Origin of the sequence: Streptomyces sp. NPDC088147 (assembly GCF_044741565.1) — a bacterium.
Classification (GTDB): domain Bacteria; phylum Actinomycetota; class Actinomycetes; order Streptomycetales; family Streptomycetaceae; genus Streptomyces.
This window is the reverse complement of the sequence record NZ_JBIUSY010000003.1, coordinates 155,786-173,583: the sequence shown is the minus strand read 5'-3', so window position 1 is coordinate 173,583 and position 17,798 is coordinate 155,786. Positions and strand designations below refer to the sequence as shown.

Annotated in this window: 15 protein-coding genes; 8 read left to right on the top strand and 7 right to left on the bottom strand. The window is 70.3% G+C overall.

All coding sequences use genetic code 11. From position 1 onward, the window contains the following. The 4 genes from ACIOGX_RS11570 to ACIOGX_RS11555 all read left to right on the top strand — a co-directional run bounded on the left by ACIOGX_RS11570 (position 1) and on the right by ACIOGX_RS11555 (position 2,801). Entirely contained in the window at positions 1–162 is a 162-nt protein-coding gene (locus tag ACIOGX_RS11570; protein WP_014178397.1) for a DUF4177 domain-containing protein, read from the top strand. Next, a complete protein-coding gene (locus tag ACIOGX_RS11565; RefSeq protein ID WP_401912267.1) occupies positions 159–671 on the top strand; it encodes a RidA family protein in 513 nt (170 codons plus the stop codon). Before ACIOGX_RS11570 ends, ACIOGX_RS11565 begins: the two co-directional genes overlap by 4 nt. A 289-nt stretch (positions 672–960) precedes the next feature. Next, positions 961–1,974, top strand: a complete 1,014-nt coding sequence (locus tag ACIOGX_RS11560) for an NUDIX hydrolase (RefSeq protein ID WP_401912264.1) — start codon at positions 961–963, stop codon at positions 1,972–1,974. Continuing rightward, entirely contained in the window at positions 1,971–2,801 is an 831-nt protein-coding gene (locus tag ACIOGX_RS11555; RefSeq protein WP_401912261.1) for an MBL fold metallo-hydrolase, read from the top strand. Before ACIOGX_RS11560 ends, ACIOGX_RS11555 begins: the two co-directional genes overlap by 4 nt. A gap of 140 nt (positions 2,802–2,941) precedes the next feature. On the opposite strand, the gene ACIOGX_RS11550 is transcribed toward ACIOGX_RS11555, so the two are convergent. Then, a complete protein-coding gene (locus ACIOGX_RS11550) occupies positions 2,942–3,616 on the bottom strand; it encodes a Crp/Fnr family transcriptional regulator (protein WP_030353254.1) in 675 nt (224 codons plus the stop codon). Positions 3,617–4,039: 423 nt separating this feature from the next. Here ACIOGX_RS11550 and nth point away from each other — a divergent pair, with 423 nt between their 5' ends. The 3 genes from nth to ACIOGX_RS11535 all read left to right on the top strand — a co-directional run bounded on the left by nth (position 4,040) and on the right by ACIOGX_RS11535 (position 7,323). Next, positions 4,040–4,996 carry an endonuclease III gene (gene nth / locus ACIOGX_RS11545; protein WP_401912258.1) on the top strand — a complete coding sequence of 319 codons (957 nt, stop codon included), beginning with the start codon at positions 4,040–4,042 and terminating at the stop codon, positions 4,994–4,996. Positions 4,997–5,106: 110 nt separating this feature from the next. After that, on the top strand, positions 5,107–5,958 hold the full coding sequence (locus tag ACIOGX_RS11540; RefSeq protein ID WP_401912255.1) for an NUDIX hydrolase: 852 nt from the start codon (positions 5,107–5,109) through the stop codon (positions 5,956–5,958). A 165-nt stretch (positions 5,959–6,123) separates the two neighbouring features. Further along, positions 6,124–7,323, top strand: coding sequence for a MarP family serine protease (locus ACIOGX_RS11535; protein WP_356515346.1), 1,200 nt, complete (start codon positions 6,124–6,126; stop codon positions 7,321–7,323). Between the two features lie 180 nt (positions 7,324–7,503). Here ACIOGX_RS11535 and ACIOGX_RS11530 read toward each other — a convergent pair whose 3' ends face one another. From ACIOGX_RS11530 to ACIOGX_RS11505, 6 genes are all read right to left on the bottom strand, one after another. Beyond that, complete coding sequence (locus ACIOGX_RS11530; RefSeq protein ID WP_129766731.1) at positions 7,504–7,683, bottom strand: hypothetical protein; 180 nt, start codon at positions 7,681–7,683, stop codon at positions 7,504–7,506. Positions 7,684–7,933: 250 nt separating this feature from the next. After that, positions 7,934–8,935 carry an alpha/beta hydrolase gene (locus ACIOGX_RS11525; RefSeq protein WP_356515348.1) on the bottom strand — a complete coding sequence of 334 codons (1,002 nt, stop codon included), beginning with the start codon at positions 8,933–8,935 and terminating at the stop codon, positions 7,934–7,936. After that, complete coding sequence (locus ACIOGX_RS11520; RefSeq protein WP_356515350.1) at positions 8,932–9,426, bottom strand: phage holin family protein; 495 nt, start codon at positions 9,424–9,426, stop codon at positions 8,932–8,934. Before ACIOGX_RS11520 ends, ACIOGX_RS11525 begins: the two co-directional genes overlap by 4 nt. A gap of 63 nt (positions 9,427–9,489) precedes the next feature. Continuing rightward, entirely contained in the window at positions 9,490–10,887 is a 1,398-nt protein-coding gene (gene nhaA / locus ACIOGX_RS11515) for a Na+/H+ antiporter NhaA (protein ID WP_356515590.1), read from the bottom strand. Between the two features lie 358 nt (positions 10,888–11,245). After that, positions 11,246–13,204, bottom strand: coding sequence for an acetate--CoA ligase (gene acs, locus ACIOGX_RS11510; protein ID WP_356515352.1), 1,959 nt, complete (start codon positions 13,202–13,204; stop codon positions 11,246–11,248). Between the two features lie 277 nt (positions 13,205–13,481). Continuing rightward, complete coding sequence (locus tag ACIOGX_RS11505) at positions 13,482–16,193, bottom strand: SulP family inorganic anion transporter (protein WP_401912249.1); 2,712 nt, start codon at positions 16,191–16,193, stop codon at positions 13,482–13,484. 307 nt (positions 16,194–16,500) lie between these two features. On the opposite strand from ACIOGX_RS11505, the gene ACIOGX_RS11500 reads away from it, so the two are divergent. Further along, positions 16,501–17,775, top strand: a complete 1,275-nt coding sequence (locus tag ACIOGX_RS11500; protein WP_356515356.1) for a hypothetical protein — start codon at positions 16,501–16,503, stop codon at positions 17,773–17,775. The last annotated feature ends 23 nt before the right edge of the window (positions 17,776–17,798 follow it).

The window sequence follows — 17,798 nt, the reverse complement described above, 5'->3', positions numbered from 1 at the left end:
ATGACCAAGTGGGAATACGCGACGGTGCCTCTTCTCGTGCACGCGACCAAGCAGATTCTGGACACCTGGGGCGAGGACGGCTGGGAGCTCGTCCAGGTCGTTCCCGGGCCGAACAACCCGGAGCAGCTGGTGGCCTATCTGAAGCGGGAGAAAGCCGCATGAGCGGACCCGGGGTTGGGGCGGCGGCCGGAGCCGGAGCCCGAGCCGGAGCCGTTGAGGCCAGGCTCGCCGAGCTCGGACTGAGACTGCCCGAGGTCGTACCGCCGCTGGCGGCCTATCAGCCGGCCGTACGGTCCGGTGCGTACGTCTACACCTCGGGCCAGCTCCCGATGGTGGAGGGCAAGCTTCCGGTGACCGGCAAGGTCGGCGCCGAGGTCACCGCGGAAGAGGCCAAGGAACTGGCGGCCACCTGCGCGCTGAACGCCCTGGCCGCCGTGAAGTCCGTCACCGGCGATCTGGAGCGCATCGCGCGCGTGGTGAAGGTCACGGGCTTCGTCGCCTCGGCCGCGGACTTCACCGGCCAGCCGGGTGTGATCAACGGCGCGAGCGAGCTGCTCGGCCAGGTCCTCGGCGACAAGGGCGTGCACGCGCGCAGCGCGGTCGGCGTGGCGGTGCTGCCGCTGGACGCGCCGGTCGAGGTCGAGATCCAGGTGGAGCTGACCGAGGTCTGAGCGACGGGCCGGGCGCGGGCCGGGCGCGGGCTGGTTCGGACGGACCGGGCGACGGCTGAGAGCGCGGGGCGGACGACGGGGCTGAGCGCGGGGCGGGCGGCGGCTGAGCACGGGGCGGTGGCTTCTGGGCGCCCGTCCCCTCGCCCGTCCCCGCCCGGGGCGTGGCCAAAGATCCTGCCTGGTGCGCGTATGTGAGGCGCACCGGGCGGGATCGTGTTGTACGTAGCGTCACAGCACATGCCTTCCAGTGCCTCTCGAACATCCCCGCGCCAGCGCATAGCATCCGGCCATGCCCAATGGTCAGTGGTACCCGCCCGAATGGCCCGTGCGGATCCGTGCCCTCGCCGCCGGTGAGATCACCGCGATGACTCCCCGACGGGCCGCGACCGTGATGCTCCTGCGCGACGATCCCGCCGGCCCCGCCGTCCATATGCTGCGGCGCCGCGCCTCCATGGCGTTCGCCGCGGGCGCGTACGCGTACCCCGGCGGCGGAGTCGACCCGCGGGACGACGACGGGACCGTCGGCTGGGCCGGCCCCGGTCGTGACGTATGGGCGCGCCGGCTCGGCGTCGACGCCGCGTCCGCGCAGGCCATCGTGTGCGCGGCGGTCCGCGAGACCTACGAGGAGGCCGGTGTCCTGCTCGCCGGGGAGACCCCGGGGACCGTCGTCGGCGACACCACGGGCGACGACTGGGAGGCCGACCGCGACGCCCTCGCCGGGCACGAGCTGTCGTTCGCCGACTTCCTCAACCGGCGCGGACTGGTGCTGCGCAGCGACCTGCTCGGCGCGTGGGCCCGCTGGATCACCCCCGAGTTCGAACCGCGCCGCTACGACACCTGGTTCTTCGTGGCCGCGCTGCCACCGGGCCAGCGGACCAGGAACGCCTCCACGGAGGCCGACCGTACGGTGTGGATCCGACCGGCCGAGGCGACGGAGGCGTACGACCGGGGCGAGCTGCTGATGATGCCGCCGACCGTCGCGACGCTGCGTCAGCTCCAGTCGTACGGTTCGGCCGACGAGGCGCTCGCCGGTTCCGACGGCCGCGATCTGACGCCGGTGCTGGCCACGGCCCGGATGGAGGGCGAGGAGCTGGTGCTCAGCTGGCCCGGCCACGAGGAGTTCACCAAGCGCGTGGACTCGCGTCCGGGCGAGCAGAAGCAGAGCCAGAGCCCAAGTCCGAGCCCGAGTCCGAGCCGCCCAAGTCCGAGTCCGAGCACGGGCCAGGGGCCACGCCAGAGCTCCGGCCAGACGCCGACGCCGACTCCGACGCAGACTCAAAGCCCGTCCGGAGGTTCCCGATGACCGACGCCGCCGCCCTCCCGGGCCAGCCGCGCGGCGGGGTGCTCACCGGCCCCGTCACGGCCCGCGCCATAAATGTCCTCGCCCCGAACGCCTCGGCGATGACCCTCGACGGCACCAACACCTGGATCGTCTCGGAGCCGGACGCGGACTCGGCGGTCGTGATCGACCCGGGCCCCCTCGACGAACTCCATCTCCAAGCGGTCGTCGATGTCGCGGAGAGGGCCGGGAAACGGATCGCGCTGACCCTGCTCACCCATGGCCACCCGGACCACGCGGCCGGCGCGGCACGCTTCGCCGCGCTCACCCGTACCGCTGTCTGTGCCCTGGACCCGGCGCTGCGGCTGGGGGACGAGGGGCTCGCGGCCGGGGACGTCATCACCACCGGCGGTCTTGAGCTGCGCGTGGTGCCCACCCCGGGTCACACCGCCGACTCGCTCTCCTTCCATCTGCCCGCCGATCGCGCGGTGCTCACCGGCGACACCGTCCTCGGCCGGGGTACGACACTCGTCGCCCACCCGGACGGCAGGCTCGGCGACTACCTCGACTCGCTCCGCCGGCTGCGCTCGCTCACGGTCGACGACGGGGTCCATACGGTCCTGCCGGGCCATGGGCCTGTCCTGGACGACGCCCAGGGCGCGGTGGAGTTCTATCTCGCCCATCGCGCCAACCGGCTCGCCCAGGTCGAGACGGCCGTGGAGAACGGGCACCGTACGCCCGCCGAGGTGGTGGCGCATGTGTACGCGGGGGTGGACAGGTCCCTGTGGCCGGCGGCCGAACTGTCCGTGAGGGCGCAGCTGGAGTATCTGCGCGAGCACGGTCTGATCTGAGGGGGCTGATCCGAGGGACCTGGCCTGAGGGACCTGATCCGCAGGACCTGATCCGAGGGGCCTGATCTGCGGGCAGGAGCGGCGAAGGGCCCCGCCAGGAGGAGGCGGAGCCCTTCGGAGAGTGCGGTGTGCGCGGGGTCTCAGCGCGAGCGCTTCGCGAGACGCTCCACGTCCAGCAGGATCACCGCGCGCGCCTCGAGGCGCAGCCAGCCGCGCTGCGCGAAGTCGGCGAGCGCCTTGTTGACCGTCTCACGGGAGGCGCCGACCAACTGGGCCAGCTCTTCCTGCGTCAGGTCGTGGACGACATGGATGCCTTCCTCCGACTGGACGCCGAAACGGCGCGACAGGTCGAGGAGCGCACGGGCCACGCGGCCCGGGACATCGGAGAAGACCAGGTCGGACATCTGGTCGTTCGTCTTGCGCAGTCGGCGCGCGACCGCGCGCAGCAGGGCCGTGGCCACTTCCGGGCGGGCGTTCAGCCAGGGCTGGAGGTCGCCGTGGCCGAGCCCGAGGAGCTTGACCTCGGTGAGCGCGCTCGCGGTGGCGGTGCGCGGGCCGGGGTCGAAGAGGGACAGCTCGCCGATCAGTTCGCCGGGGCCGAGTACGGCCAGCATGTTCTCCCGGCCGTCGGGGGAGGTGCGGTGGAGTTTGACCTTGCCCTCGGTGACCACATAGAGGCGGTCGCCCGGGTCGCCCTCGTGGAAGAGCGCGTCACCGCGCGCGAGCGTCGCTTCACTCATCGAGGCGCGGAGCTCCGCCGCCTGCTCGTCATCGAGCGCCGCGAAGAGCGGGGCACGCCGCAGAACGTCGTCCACGTGTTCTCTCCTTGTCGGACCTGCTCAGGGAACTGTGGTCCCCACCTGCTCAGGGACCGTGGTCCCCATGATGCCGTACGTACCGCTTGTTCTCGGGTGGCTTGGCATCCCCGGGCTGATTGGCCCGCTACCGAATTCCGGTTGTTCGAAACCGTGCGATCAGTCACAAGTTTGACGTACGTGCGTGCCCAACTGTGCCCCGGGTGCCGATTCGGGTGGCGATCGGCCGTCGCCGGGGCGGATGTCGGTGCGGGGCTTTACGCTGGCCGGGTGTCCAACTCGCCGGTGACAGCGCAGGCCAAGGGGGCTGTAAGAGTGTCCGCGGAACAGAATTCCGCTGTGGGCGAACAGCCTTCAGTGAAACGGAAAAAAGCCGCAAAAGGGTCAACGGTCAAGCCGGTCAAGGCCCCGGCGGACGATGCGGTGGTCGCCGAGCCGACCGGTACGTCCGCCGAGCCGACCGCCAAGCCCGCCAAGCGGACAGCCAAGTCCGCCGCCAAGCCGACGGCCAAGTCCGCCACCAAGCGGACGGCCAAGCCTGCCAAGTCCGCAGCCAAGCCCACGGCCAAGTCCGCCGCCAAGCCGACGACCGAGTCCGTCGGCAAGCCCGCCGCCAAGCCGGAATCGCATCTGGCGATGGTCCGCCGGGCCCGCCGGATAAACCGCGAGCTGGCCGAGGTCTATCCGTACGCCCATCCCGAGCTGGATTTCCGGAACCCGTTCGAGCTGCTGGTGGCGACGGTCCTGTCCGCCCAGACGACCGACCTGCGGGTCAACCAGACGACGCCCGCGGTCTTCGCGAAGTACCCGACCCCCGAGGACATGGCCGCGGCCGTGCCGGAGGAGCTGGAAGAGGCCATCCGTCCGACGGGCTTCTTCCGTGCCAAGGCGAAATCGCTCATCGGCCTGTCCACCGCCCTGCGTGACCAGTTCGGCGGCGAGGTCCCGGGCCGGCTGGAGGACCTGGTATCGCTGCCCGGCGTGGGCCGCAAGACGGCGAACGTCGTCCTCGGCAATGCCTTCGGCGTCCCCGGCCTCACGGTCGACACCCACTTCGGCCGGCTGGTCCGCCGCTGGAAGTGGACGGAGCAGGAGGACCCGGAGAAGGTCGAGGCGGAGATCGCCGCGATCTTCCCCAAGAGCGAGTGGACGATGCTCTCGCACCGGGTGATCTTCCACGGCCGCCGAATCTGCCACTCCCGGAAGCCGGCCTGCGGCGCCTGTCCGATCGCGCATCTCTGCCCCTCGTACGGAGAGGGCGAGACCGACCCGGAGAAGGCGCGCAAGCTGCTGAAGTACGAGATGGGCGGCTACCCGGGCCAGCGTCTGAGCCCGCCCGCCGACTACCCGGGGAAAGCGGCCCCGGCGCGCGTTGAATAGCCGAGCGGCCCGCGCCGTATGAAGTGCCGGACCAGCAGGCACGAACGAGTGGAGCCGGATGAGGGCGGAACGATCCGGCCGACGGCAGGCGTTGTCCGACAGGGGTGCCTATGACGCGAGCTGAAGAGACCTACCGGTCTGACGAGACCTGCCGGTCTGAAGAGACCTACCGAGGCAAAGAGACGTACCGAGGCAAGGAGACGTACCGAGGCACAGAGACGTACCAAGGCAAAGAGTCGTATCAAGCAGGAGAGGCGCACCGAGCCGGAGAGACCTACGGCGACCCGGCCACGACCGGGGTCGCCGTCACCACCGAAGGGCTGCCCGACTGGCTGACGCCCGTCATGCGCGCCTCACGGACCGTCGCGCCGGAGGAGCTCAGCCGCTTTCTGCCGCCCGAGAGCGGCGGCGGCCGGCAGTCCGCCGTCCTGATCCTCTTCGGCGAAGGTCCCCGGGGCCCCGAGCTGCTGCTCATGGAACGCGCCAGCAGCCTGCGCTCGCATCCCGGACAGCCCGCCTTCCCCGGAGGTTCCCTCGACCCCGAGGACGGCGACCCGGCCACCACGGGACCGCTGCGGGCGGCGCTGCGCGAGGCCGAGGAGGAGACCGGTCTCGATCCGTCCGGGGTCCAGCTCTTCGGCGTGCTGCCCAAGCTGTACATCCCGGTGAGCGAGTTCGTCGTGACCCCCGTGCTCGGCTGGTGGCGCACCCCCACCCCCGTCGGTGTCGTCGACCCCGGCGAGACCGCCCGGGTCTTCACCGTCCCCGTGGCGGATCTCACGGACCCTGCCAACCGCGCGACCGCCCGCCACCCCAGCGGTTACCGGGGGCCCGCCTTTCTGGTCGCATCTGCCCTGGTCTGGGGCTTTACGGCCGGAGTGATCGACCGGATCCTGTATTTCGCGGGCTGGGAGCAGCCCTGGGACCGCTCGAAGCAGGTCCCGCTGGACTGGCGTGCATGACAGGCTGACCCCCATGCTCCGCCCTTTGGAGGTCCCTGACCGCGGCGGCTCCGCCACCGGCCGCGAGGGCCGCCGGAGCCCTCGTGGCGACCGTCGGGCGGGGTCACCCGCCGACCGGGCGGGGCGACCGGAGACGTATCCGCGAGGCAAGCGAGGCTATTGACGGTGAACGTGCTGGACATCCTGCTGCTGCTCGCCGCCGTATGGTTCGCGGTCGTCGGCTACCGCCAGGGTTTCGTGGTGGGCATCCTGTCCGTGATCGGCTTCCTCGGCGGCGGTCTTGTGGCGGTCTATCTGCTGCCCGTGGTCTGGGCCGAGATGACCGCGGACTCCGAGGTCTCCACCACGGCCGCCGTCGTCGCGATCGTCATAGTGATCGTCTGTGCCTCTGTCGGCCAGGCCTTCACCACCCACCTCGGTAACAAGCTGCGCCGCTACATCACGTGGTCGCCCGCCCGCGCCCTGGACGCCACGGGCGGCGCGCTGGTCAATGTCGTCGCCATGCTGCTGGTGGCCTGGCTGATCGGCTCCGCCCTCGCCGGGACCTCGCTGCCGACGCTCGGCAAGGAGGTCCGCGGTTCGAAGGTGCTGCTCGGGGTCTCCCGTGTGATGCCCCCCCAGGCGTCCAGCTGGTTCACGGACTTCTCGTCGGTCCTCGCCCAGAACGGCTTCCCGCAGGTCTTCAGCCCGTTCGCCAATGAGCCCATCACCGAGGTCCAGGCCCCGGACCCGGCGCTCGCGGGCAGCCCGGTGGCGGCGCGCGCCCGGCAGTCGATCGTGAAGGTCGTCGGTACGGCGCCCAGCTGCGGCAAGGTCCTCGAAGGCTCCGGCTTCGTCTTCGCCGAGCGCCGTGTGATGACCAACGCGCATGTGGTCGGCGGCGTGGAGGAGCCCACTGTCCAGATAGGCGGTGAGGGACGGCTGTACGACGCCAAGGTCGTCCTCTACGACTGGCAGCGCGACATCGCCGTACTCGACGTGCCGAACCTCCCCGCCGAACCGCTCCAGTTCACCGACAAGGACGCGGACAGCGGCGACGGCGCGATCGTCGCGGGCTTCCCGGAGAACGGCTCGTACGACGTACGCTCCGCGCGCGTCCGTGGCCGCATCGACGCCAACGGCCCCGACATCTACCGCCGCGGCGAGGTCCGGCGCGATGTCTACTCGCTCTTCGCGACCGTGCGCCAGGGCAACTCCGGAGGCCCGCTCCTCACCACCGAGGGCAAGGTGTACGGAGTGATCTTCGCCAGGTCGCTCGACGACCCCCAGACCGGCTACGCGCTGACGGCGGACGAGATCCGCGACGACATCGCCCTCGGCCGGAACGCCAACCAGCAGGTCGACACCCAGGGATGCGCCCTCTAGCTCCTGTCCGGCCGGACAGGAGCCCAGACCCCTGTCCGGCCGGTGAGACGGGCCAACGTGTGCCGGACCACCCATGCGCGCCGGGCGAACGTGTGCCGGGCCAAGGCGTCCCGTGCCCACGCGTGCCGGGCCGGGCGGAGCAGGATCTGCCGTGCGGGACTCCGCGACGCGCCCTCGGCCTCAGGAACGTTGATGACGCAGCCGGGCCGAGACCCAGCGCGCTCTGCGGCGGAGGATCAGGGAAATACCGAGCCGGGGATCATGGCCCTGTTCGTCGGGGCCGCCCCTTCTGTGGGTGATCGGCGCAGAGGCCGAGCGGCGGTTGCGTGCTGCGTCACCGTAGTCGTGCGTCCAGCCCATACTTCGACCTGTGCCCCTGGCCCATGGTCGGTAACCGCGCGGGAGTGGGCCAATTGGCCTATGCGCGGGGCATTTGGCTGTTCGTAGGACAAGCGTTCAAAGGGCGACAACCGGGACGAGCGGCGCGGCGCTCTTCACCGTCCCGTGTGAGCCGCCGCCCTGCGGTCCGCCCGCAGCCCGCCGCAGTCCGCCCGCAGGCCGGCCGCGGTCCGGTTCAGCGGTCCGGCTCAGCGGTCCGGCTCAGTCCGGCTCAGCGGTCCGGCTCGGGGTCCTTGAGCCAGTTGATGAGTTCCGCGGAGAACGCGGCGGGGTCCTCCTCGTGCGGGAAGTGTCCCAGACCATCGAACAGCCGCCAGCGATAGGGCGCTTCCACATACTCCGCCGACCCCGCGGTGCTGCGCGTCCGCATCGCCGGGTCGAGCGACCCGTGCAACTGGAGCGTGGGCACCCGCACCGGGCGCTTCATCCGCCGGTTGAACTGGATGCCGTCGGGCCGTGCCATCGACCGCACCATCCAGCGGTACGGCTCGATCGAGCAGTGCGCCGTCGACGGGATGGTCATCGCACGCCGGTAGATCTCGATCGACTCGTCCTCGGGCGGCCGGGGACCGGACCAGTCCCGGATCAGCTGCCCCACCAGCGCCGCGTCCTCGGCCACGAGCTGACGTTCCGGCAGCCACGGTCGCTGGAAACCCCAGATATACGATCCGGCGCGGCTCTGTGAGAAGTCGGAGAGCATCGCCGAGCGCCAGCGGCGCGGGTGCGGCATCGAGGACACCGCGAGCCGTCGCACCAGCTTGGGGCGCATCACGGCCGCCGTCCAGGCGAGATAGCCGCCCAGATCATGGCCGACGAGCGCCGCGTCGGGCTCACCGAGGGAGCGCACCACGCCGGTGATGTCGAGCGCCAGATTGGCGGGGTCGTAACCCCGCGGCGTACGGTCACTGCCGCCCACCCCCCGCAGATCCATGGCCACCGCGCGGTACCCGGCGTCCGCCAGCGCGGACAGCTGATGGCGCCAGGTCCACCAGAACTGCGGGAAGCCATGGAGCAGCAATACCAGCGGCCCCTCGCCCATCTCGGCGATATGGAAGCGCGCACCATTGGCAGCCACATCGCGATGGGTCCAGGGACCATCGAGACGGACGGCGGAGGCCGGCGTCGCTCCTGAGGTCCCGCCGGAGGGCGTGCCGGGCGCCGTGTCAGGCGCGGTGCCGGAGGTCTTGCCGGGGCCGGATTCAGGGGCGGTCATGCAGACGAGCGTGCCACAGACTTGGTGCCCACCCGGACCGGGCGGGGATGCGGCTTCACGTTCTGCAGTACCGCCGCCGTCTCCTTGGCCGAGGCGATGGACTTCTCCGGCGGCTTGACCTTCTTGAATTTCAGTACGGCGAGTCCGGCGAGCAGCCCCGCGAGGATCAGAAACGCTCCGCCCACGATCAGGAACGACCAGGCGAGCCCGAGCCCCAGATTGTGGATCCCGTACGCGGCGGCGAAGCTCAGCACCGGCAGGGAGAACAGAGCGAACACCGTCGCGATCGTGATGGCGGCTCCGCCCGTCACACCGCGCTTGACGTCCTGTCGGATCTCGGCCTTGGCCAGGGCGATCTCATCGTGCACCAGCGCGGAGACCTCGGCGGTCGCCGAGGCGACCAGCTGGCCAATACTGCGGTCGCCCGCGGCGGCTTCGATCACGGTGCCGGTCCGGACGGCGTCGGCGACGTGCTTGCCGGGGTCGCTCATCGGTGACTCCCTCTTCTCGCTCTTCTCGGCTACGGACCGCTGGGCTACGAATCCGTTGTCCGATCATGCCGGACTGTCGCCGTCGCCGCGCGCTGCCCCCGCGTGTTCCGCCAGCCGACGGTGCTCGGCGGCCTTCGACTCGTACAGCTCGGCCATGCGCAAGTGGTACGCCGGATCGTCCTGTTCGTAAATATCGGGGATGCCGTCCCGGTCCTCGTCCCGCTCCTCTTCCTCGTACAGCGCACGGTACGTGCGGACCCGCAGCTTCAGCAGTACCCCGGAGAGGATGGCGGCTATGACCGAGCCGGTCAGCACCGCGGCCTTCACCTCGTCGGTGAGCGCGGGGTCCGTCGAGAAGGCCAGCTCGCCGATGAGCAGCGAGACGGTGAAGCCGATGCCGGCGAGCGACGCGAGCGCGAAGACATCGGGCCAGGCCAGGTCCTCGTTCAGCTCGGCCCTGGTGAAGCGCGCTGCCAGCCAGGTGCCGCCGAAGATGCCGATCGCCTTGCCGACGACCAGACCCAGCACGACGCCGAGGGTCTCCGGCTGGGTGAAGACCTTGCCGAGCGCACCGCCGGATATGGAGACGCCCGCGGAGAAGAGCGCGAACAGCGGTACGGCCAGACCGGCCGAGAGGGGGCGCACCAGATGCTCGATGTGCTCGCCGGGGGAGCGCTCCTCGCCCTCGCGCCTGGTGCAGCGCAGCATCAGCCCCATCGCGACACCGGCGATGGTGGCGTGGACGCCGCTGTTGTACATCAGGCCCCAGACGACCAGCGCCAGCGGGACATACACGTACCAGCCGTGTACGCCCTTGCGCAGCAGCAGCCAGAAGACGACGAGTCCGGCGACCGCGCCGCCGAGCGCCGCGAAGTTCAGATCGCTGGTGAAGAAGACGGCGATGATCAGGATGGCGAAGAGATCGTCGACGACCGCGAGGGTGAGGAGGAAGGCGCGCAGCGCCGAGGGCAGCGAGGTGCCGATCACCGCGAGCACGGCGAGCGCGAAGGCGATATCGGTGGCGACGGGCACGGCCCAGCCGCCCAGAGACCCGCCGCCGGCCTTGTTGACCAGCACATAGACCAGGGCGGGCGCGATCATCCCGCAGAGCGCGGCGATCACGGGGAGCGCGGCTGTCCTGGGATCGCGCAGTTCCCCGGCCACCAGTTCGCGCTTCAGCTCGATTCCGGCGACGAAGAAGAAGAGGGCGAGCAGACCGTCGGCCGCCCAGTGCTGTAGGGAGAGATCGAGGCCGAGCGCCGAGGGCCCGATGTGGAAGTCGCGCACGGCCTCGTAGCCGTGGCTCAGCGGGGTGTTCGCCCAGAGGAGGGCGGCGATGGCGGCGACGAGCAGAAGGACACCGCCGACGGTCTCCGTGCGCAGCGCCTCCGCGAGATAGTTCCGTTCGGGCAGCGGGAGGCGTCCGAGGAACTTACGGCCGGTGGGGGTGGGCGCGGACACAGGCACGGGAAGGGCCTCCGGTCGATCTGCGGGTATGACACATCACATGCCGACCAGACTTCCCGGCGCACCTTGAAAATCTTGTTGTGTTATTTACGTGCGGCCTACTTTACCTGGACGCGACGACCGGGGCGCAGCGGAGCCGGGCGGGAGACGGCGGGCGCGAGACGGCGGGCGAGGGACGGCGGGCCAGGGACAGCGGCGAGGGACAGCGAGGCCAGGGACAGCGGGCAAGGAGGAGTGGGCAAGGAGGAGCGGGCAAGGGCGAGCGGCGACGGCAGCGCAAAGCGGGGCGCCCGGCATCGGATGCCGGGCGCCCCGCCCGCTCGCGTTCTGTACGCCGTACCGGCCCGCGCGCTCAGTCCTCGCTGGTCGCGCTGGGCAGCTGGCTCTGGATGAGGTCCATGACCGACGAGTCGGTGAGCGTCGTGACATCACCGAGCTGGCGGTTCTCCGCGATATCCCGCAGCAGGCGCCGCATGATCTTGCCGGAGCGGGTCTTGGGCAGTTCCGCGACGGGCAGGATCCGCTTGGGCTTCGCGATCGGCCCGAGCGTGGTGCCGACATGGTTGCGCAGCTCGGCCACGAGCCCGTCGTCGACGACGGCCGTGCCCCGCAGGATCACGAAGGCGACGATGGCCTGGCCGGTCGTCTCGTCCGCGGCACCGACCACGGCGGCCTCGGCGACCTTGGGGTGGGAGACGAGCGCCGACTCCACCTCCGTCGTCGAGATGTTGTGGCCGGAGACGAGCATGACGTCGTCCACCCGCCCCAGCAGCCAGATATCGCCGTCGTCATCCTTCTTCGCGCCGTCCCCGGCGAAGTACTTGCCCTCGAAACGGGACCAGTAGGTGTCGATGAACCGCTGGTCGTCGCCCCAGATGGTCCGCAGCATCGACGGCCAGGGCTCGGTGAGGACGAGATAGCCGCCGCCCCCGTTGGGCACCTCGCGGGCCTCGTCGTCCACGACGGTCGCCGAGATGCCGGGCAGGGCGCGCTGCGCGGAGCCCGGCTTGGTCTCCGTCACGCCGGGAAGCGGGGAGATCATCATGGCGCCGGTCTCGGTCTGCCACCAGGTGTCCACGATCGGGGTCTTGCCCGCGCCGATGTGCTCGCGGTACCACATCCACGCCTCGGGGTTGATCGGCTCGCCGACCGAGCCCAGCACCCTGAGAGAGGTCAGATCGAACTTCGCGGGGATGTCGTCGCCCCACTTCATGAACGTACGGATCGCGGTCGGCGCGGTGTAGAGGATCGTCACCCCGTACTTCTGCACGATCTCCCAGAACCGCCCCTGGTGCGGGGTGTCGGGGGTGCCCTCGTACATCACCTGCGTCGCGCCGTTGGCGAGCGGCCCGTACACGATGTACGAGTGGCCGGTCACCCACCCGATGTCGGCCGTGCACCAGTACACGTCCGTCTCGGGCTTGAGGTCGAAGACGGCGTGGTGGGTGTAGGCCGCCTGGGTGAGATAGCCGCCCGAGGTGTGCAGGATGCCCTTGGGCTTACCCGTCGTCCCCGAGGTGTAGAGGATGAAGAGCGGGTGCTCCGCGGCGAACGCCTCGGGGGTGTGCTCGGGGGACTGGCGCCCGACGATGTCGTGCCACCACACATCACGGGAGTCGTCGAAGGCGGTGTCCTGGCCGGTACGACGGACCACCAGCACATGCTCGACCTGCGGGCACTTGGCCACGGCCTCGTCGATGGCCGGCTTGAGGGCGCTCGGCTTGCCGCGGCGGTAGCCACCGTCGGAGGTGATCACCAGCTTGGCGTCGGCGTCCTGGATACGGGAGGCGACGGCGTCGGCCGAGAAGCCGCCGAAGACCACGGAGTGCGCGGCCCCGATCCGGGCGCAGGCCAGCATGGCGACCGCGGCCTCGGGGATCATCGGCAGGTATACGGCGACCCGGTCGCCCGCGCGCACCCCCAGCTCGGTGAGCGCGTTGGCGGCCCGCGACACCTCGTCCTTCAGCTCCGCGTAGGTGATCGCGCGGCTGTCGCCCGGCTCGCCCTCGAAGTGGATGGCCACGCGGTCGCCGTTACCGGCTGCCACATGGCGATCGACGCAGTTGTAGGCGACATTCAGCTCGCCGTCCGCGAACCACTTCGCGAACGGCGGGTTCGACCAGTCCAGCGTCTCGGTCGGCTCGGTGACCCAGGTGAGCCGCCTCGCCTGCTCGGCCCAGAAGCCAAGCCTGTCCGCCTCGGCCTGCTCGTACGCCGTCGCCGTCACATTGGCGTGCGCGGCCAGCTCGGCCGGGGGTGCGAACCGCCGGTCCTCCTTGAGCAGGTTGGAGAGGGAAGACTGCTCGCTCATACTCCCGTCTCCTCCTTCAGCAGGTTGGCCAGGCTTTCGTTGCTCACGACATCTCCCTTTCCCAGGGCGTCCTATGTGTCCCGGGCCTAGCTCATCAGGCGAATGCCCGGGTGACAAGGGGCTTCCGGAAATTGGTTTAGACCTGTGTGATGGGGATCGGATCCGCCGGGACACGGTCCCGGATCCGCCATCCCGCGTCCGACTGAGAAGTGGCCCTCCTCCCCGGGGTGGTGGGGAAGGGGGCCACACACTCTCACGGATGCGGTACGAGGTCGGTTCAGGCGCGCGACTCCTCCAGTGTGGTCGGGGCCACCCGGTTGAACACCTCTTCGCCGCTGAAGTCATCGCGGGTCCCGACCCCGTCCGCCAGCAGATACGCCTGGGCCTCGCCGACATGGAAGTACATGCCGTGCAACTCCAGCGTGCCCTCGGCCAGTCGGCGGGCCACCGACTCATGGGCCCGCAGATGCTCCAACTGCTGGACGACATTGGTCAGACAGAGCTGCTCGACCGCGTCGGCGGGCAGCCTCCCGGAGAGCCTGGCCCAGGAGTGCTGACTGCTTTGCATCCGCTCCAGGCTGGGCAGCCCGTGGCGCAGCCAGCGCCGAAGCGGGGTACCGGCCCCGGGCCCTTCCCCGTCCGCCTCGGCGGGGGTGTTCAGCAGGGCCTGCATCGCCCCGCATCCCGAATGCCCGCACACCGTGATGGATTCGACGCGCAGCACGTCCACCGCGTACTCGATGGCCGCGGCCACCGAGTCGTCCGCGCCGTCCGCCCCGGGCAGCGGGACCAGATTCCCCACGTTCCGCACGGTGAACAGGTCGCCCGGACCACTGGACGTGATCATGCTCGTGATCAGCCGGGAGTCGGCGCAGGTGAGGAAGAGCTGCGAGGGCCGCTGTCCCTCGCGCGCCAGCCGGGCCAGCTCACCGCGTACCAGTGGGGCCGTATTGCGCTGGAAGGAGCTGATCCCGCTGGCCAGTTGACGGACACCGGGCGAACGCGCCGCGCCCGTGGACAGTGTGTGGCACATAGGGGTCTTCTTCGCTCCTGGCCACGCGGTTCCGGAGAGGCCGGAGGCGGACGGGTCGGACGCGGAGAGGTCGGAGGCGGACGGATCGGACGCGGGCTGGCCGGGTACGGACGGGTCGGCTGTGGACGAGGTGTGTGGGGACGAGGTGTGTGTGGGCGGGGCACCTGAGGACGGGGCACCTGAGGCCGGGGCGAGTGTGGGCGGGGCACCTGAAGACGCGGCGTCTGTGGATGGGGTGACGCGCGTCTGCTCTCCACGCTGTGAGGCGTTGAGCTGCGCGGGGGAGTGTTCCCCGCATTGGTGGTTGCGCCAGGGTGTCCAGGGCGGGCAGCAGGTGGGCGACTCCGTGGCCGGCGCGGCGATCCGGCCGCCCGCCCGTCCGGTGAACTCGGCCATCCGGCCGTGGGCGATATGAGCCATCTGCCAGTCGTGCAGGGCCTCGAACGCCGCGTGGTCCATGAAGGAGCCGTCCAGCTCGACCACGCAGTCCGTGTCCCAGGGCACCTGGTGCAACACCCGGCTGAGCCGCGGCACGGCGAGGAACGTCAACTGGCCCCGCGCGCGTACGCGGTGGATCCCGTCCTGCACCTCGACGGTGATCCGGGTCCTGGTGAGCCGGTGCAGCGCCACCGCGACCGCCACCGCGATCCCGATCACCACGCCTTCCAGTACGCCGGTGAACACCACGGCGGCCAGCGTCACCGCGTACACCAGCATTTCGCGGTTCCGCTGCACACTGCGCAGATGGACGAGGTTCACCATCTGGACCCCGACGACCATCACCAGCGCGGCCAGGGCCGCCAGCGGGATCAGATCCAGCACGGGCACCAGCAGCAGGGCCGCGATCGCGACCCACAGCCCGTGCAGCATGGTGGAGTGCCGGCTCACCGCGCCGGACGCCACATTGGCGGCGCTGCGGACGGCGACGCCCGTGATGGGCAGGCCGCCGAGCGCGCCCGAGACGACATTCCCCGCCCCCTGTCCTGCCAGCTCCCGGTCCAGCCGGGCGCGCGGGATATGGACGCCCGGCTTCTTGCGCGCCGCCGCCAGCTTGTCCACGGCGACAGCGGACAGCAGTGATTCGACGCTGCCGACCAGGGTGACGGTGAGAACGGCCGCGAGCAGTCCGAGCACCGGTCCCTCGGGCAGCGCGGGCAGGGCATGACTGCTCCAGGAGGGCAGATCGACGCGCTCCAGGCTGATCCCGGCGAGCGCGGCCAGCGTCGTGGCGATCGCCACCGCGGCGAGCGTGCCCGGGATCTTGCGTACGATCCGGCCCGTACGCCCCGGAATCCGAGGCCAGGCGAGCAGTACGGCGATGGTCAGCAGGCTTACGGAGAGCGCGCCCGGATGCAGATTGGCCAACTGGGCGGGCAGACCGCGCACATTGTCGACGGCGGAGCTCTGCGGCGTACCGCCGAGCACGATATGGAGCTGGGCGAGCGCGATCGTGACGCCGATGCCGGCGAGCATGCCGTGCACGATCGCCGGGCTGACGGCGAGCGCCGAGCGGGCCACCCGGAGCGCCGCGAGGCCGAGTTGGGCGAGCCCGGCGCAGATGGTGATGAAACAGGTGACACGCCAGCCGAACTGCTGGATCAGATCGGCGGTGACGACGGTGAGCCCGGCGGCGGGGCCGCTGACCTGAAGCGGGGCCCCGCCCAGCCGGCCGACGACCAGACCGCCGACCGCGGCGGCCACCAGGCCCGCCTGGAGCGGTGCGCCGGTGGCGAGCGCGATGCCGAGGGAGAGCGGCAGCGCGATCAGGAAGACGGAGATCGACGCGGATACGTCGGCTCCGGCGATCCGGAACCGGCGTCCTCCGCGCCCTCCTTGGCCGCCACGGTCGTCGCGGTCGTCGTGCGGAGGTCTGCGCGGTCGGCGCAGGCGTGAGATGCGCGCCAACGGGGACGCGGGCTCGGTGGGGGCGGTGCGGGTGGGGATGGCGGCAGTCATATTTCCCGTCTCCTCCGGGGCGGCGCGGTCGCGGTACGTGGGGGCGCGGCCGTGGGTCACGGCGTGCAGTGGCGGGACGTGTTTCCTCAACACTCGGTAAATAGATCGTAATGGAGAGTAAAGACTCCGGCATTACTTTCCGGGCAAATGGGGCAATGCTTCACCCGGAGGAGTGATTAGTGATCTTGTACGGCTTGTCGTTTCTTCTTCTCATCGGTCCGGGTGCGACGTTGTCGGCGCTCGGCGCCGTGCCGGCAGTCGCCGCTCGGCACTTCGGTACTGAAACCTGAGGGAAGAGGGTGGGCGGATGCTGGCCGCCACAAAGAGAATCGGCTTCGGCGCCGCCGTCATGGCGCTTGCCGTCGGGCTCGGGGGGTGTTCCGGATCGCCGGGAGGCGACAAGGAGGCCCCGAAGGGCGCCCACGGCGCCAAGGGCGCACCCGGAGCCCAGAACGCCCCACATCTCATCGGCGACGGCTCAACCGCGTTCACCGGCGCCCAGCCGCATCTGCCGAAGCCGGAGCGGCTGAAGCCGGGCCAGAAGCCACCCCAGTTCGTGGTGTTCTCCTGGGACGGCGCGGGCGAGGACAGCCAGAAGCTCTTCTCCCACTTCCGCGGGGTGGCCAAGAAGTACAACGCGAAGATGACGTACTTCCTGAGCGGCGTCTATCTGCTCCCGGAGGAGAAGGCGGACCTGTACGACCCGCCGCAGCACGGTCGCGGCACCTCGGACATCGGTTTCAATGACGAACAGGGCATCAAGGACACCTTGCGGGAGCTGCGCGGCGCCTGGCGCGACGGCAATGAGATCGGTACCCACTTCAACGGCCACTTCTGCGGCAACGAGGGCGGCGTGGGCACCTGGTCCGTCGATGAGTGGAAGAGCGAGATCAACCAGGCCAAGTCCTTTGTGAAGACCTGGAAGACCAACGCGGGCCTGAAGGAAGAGGCCCCGCTCCCCTTCGACTACGACAAGGAAGTGATCGGCGCTCGGACGCCCTGCCTGGAAGGGCAGAAGAACATGATGCGGGCGGCGAAGACGATGGGGTTCCGCTATGACTCCAGCGGCATCGGCAACCAGGTCTGGCCGAAGAAGGCGGACGGTCTCTGGGACATTCCGCTCCAGCTGGTCCCGGTGCCGGGGCGTGATTTCGAGACGCTCTCGATGGACTACAACTTCATGTTCAACCAGTCAGGAACGGTCAACGGCGACCCCTCCCAGCACGCGTACTGGGGTAACCAGATGCGGGACGGCCTGCTGGAGGCCTTCGACCGCGCCTATGACGGGAACCGCGCGCCGCTGATCATCGGCAACCACTTCGAGTCCTGGAACGGTGGCACGTACATGACCGCCGTCGAGGACACGATCAAAACGGTCTGCGTCAAGAAAGAGGTGCGGTGTGTGACGTTCCGCCAGCTCGCCGACTGGCTGGACGCACAGGACCCGCAGACCCTGGACAAATTCCGCGGCCTGGGCGTCGGCAAGGCACCCAAGGGAGGCTGGACGGCACTCGCGGCCGCCCCCGCGTCCAAGAGCCCGTCCCCGGGCGCCCGCCCGGCAGGCCACTCCGAAGAGCACTGACGGCGCCGACGGTGGGACGGGGG